Origin of the sequence: Mesorhizobium sp. M7A.F.Ca.CA.002.09.1.1 (assembly GCF_003998555.1) — a bacterium.
Taxonomy (GTDB): domain Bacteria; phylum Pseudomonadota; class Alphaproteobacteria; order Rhizobiales; family Rhizobiaceae; genus Mesorhizobium; species Mesorhizobium ciceri.
Genome location: NZ_RZRR01000985.1, coordinates 1 through 1940, shown reverse-complemented (window position 1 = coordinate 1940; position 1940 = coordinate 1). Strand labels below are relative to the sequence as shown.

The window sequence follows — 1940 nt, the reverse complement described above, 5'->3', positions numbered from 1 at the left end:
TTCGACGCCATGTCCAGGCTGCAAGGGCAGGTCGCCAGCGTCTTCTCGCATTCGCCCTATGTCGACCATGTGGCGTGGTCGGCGGGCAGCGGCAACAACGCGCTCAACCAGGGGCAGCTCTTCGTCCAGCTCAAGGGCAAGGACCAGCGCCCCGATATCGAGAAGGTGCTTGCGGATCTGCGCAAGCAACTGGCCCGCGTGGCGGGCATCGAGACCTACATGCAGCCGGTGCAGAATTTGAGGCTGGGCTCGCGGTCGTCCGCAAGCGCCTACCAGCTCGTGGTTCAGGGCCTTGATACCGGCCTCACCGATATTTGGGCGCAGAAACTGAACGACGCGATGGCGGCCGACCATGCGAACTTCACCGACGTCACCAGCGACCTGCAGAACAATGCGCTGCAGGCGACGCTGGTGGTGGATCGCGACAAGGCCGCCCAACTCGGTATCGATACCGACACGTTGCGCTCCGCCCTCTATGGCGGGTTCGGCACCGACCAGGTTTCGACCATCTTCGGTTCGGCCGACAGCTATGAAGTCATCACCGAGCTCGATCCCAAGATCGAGTGGTCGCCCGAGCGGATGCTGGCCATCCAGATGAGGACGGCGAGCGGCAGTCTTGTTCCGCTCGGCGCCTTCGCCCGCGTCGATCGCACGGCCGGCGCCCTGACCGTCAACCAGCTCGGCCAGCTTCCAGCCGTGACCATCTCCTACAATCTGCCGCAGGGCGTGGCGCTGGGCGACAGCGTGACGCGCATCAATGCGCTGAAAGAGCAGATCGGCATGCCGACGGTGATCTCGACGACCTTTGCCGGCACGGCCAAGACCTTCCAGGATTCGCTGGCCAACCAGGGTTTTCTGGTCGGCGGCGCAATCCTGACCATCTACATCGTGCTCGGCATCCTCTACGAAAGCTTCATCCACCCGCTGACCATCCTCACCGGCCTGCCATCGGCCGTACTGGGAGCGGTCGTTGCGCTGCGCTTCGCCGGCATGGATCTGTCGGTCATCGCGGTGATCGGCATCCTGATGCTGATCGGCATCGTCAAGAAGAACGGCATCATGATGGTCGATGTCGCGCTTGAGTTGCGACGAGAAGGCATGTCGGCGACCGAGTCGATCCACAAGGCCTGCCTGATGCGCTTCAGGCCGATCATGATGACGACGCTGGCGGCACTCATGGGCACGTTCCCGATTGCGCTCGGCACCGGCGCCAGCGCCGAACTGCGCCAGCCGCTGGGCGTTGCCGTTGTCGGCGGCCTGCTTGCCTCGCAGGCACTGACCCTGTTCGTGACGCCGGTGATCTATGTCTACATGGAGAATTTCTCGGGCTGGCTGGTCGGGCTTTGGTCGAAGCGCAAGGGCGAGCCGGGTCCGGTCGAAACTGTCGACCAGCTCTCGCTGTTCAAGGCGAGGGAAGACATGCAGCCCGAACCGCAGCGGGCGGCCGCCGAATGATGTGACAGGGCCAGTGCATGTGCCGCTGGCCCAAGGCGTTGCGCTTGCGGTGGCACCACCGGAACCGTAATTTGTCGCCATGTCCCACGATCATCATCACGATAACGAACTTGATCCGTTTGCCGCCCGCGTGCGTGCGCTGGAGACGATCCTCGCCCAGAAGGGTCTGATCGATCCGGCCGCGATCGACGTCATCGTCGACACCTACGAGACGAAGATCGGGCCGCGCAACGGCGCCAGGGTGGTGGCCAAGGCCTGGAGCGATCCTGCCTTTGCCGATTGGCTGAAGCGCGACGCGACGGCGGCGATCGCATCGCTGAGCTATACCGGCCGCCAGGGCGAGCACATGCAGGCGGTGTTCAACACGCAGGATACCCATAATCTCGTCGTCTGCACACTGTGCTCCTGCTATCCGTGGTCGGTGCTTGGCCTGCCGCCGGTCTGGTACAAGGCGCCGCCCTATCGTTCGCGCGCGGTGATCGATC

The 1940-nt window shown here is 63.9% G+C and carries 2 protein-coding genes; both read left to right on the top strand.

Annotated elements, in window-relative coordinates; genetic code table 11:
* Positions 1-1455: efflux RND transporter permease subunit (locus tag EN994_RS29245; RefSeq protein ID WP_164746310.1), on the top strand; the 1455-nt coding region annotated here is incomplete at its 5' end.
* Between the two features lie 79 nt (positions 1456-1534).
* On the top strand, positions 1535-1940 hold a 406-nt coding region (locus tag EN994_RS29240; protein WP_127308044.1), incomplete at its 3' end, for a nitrile hydratase subunit alpha.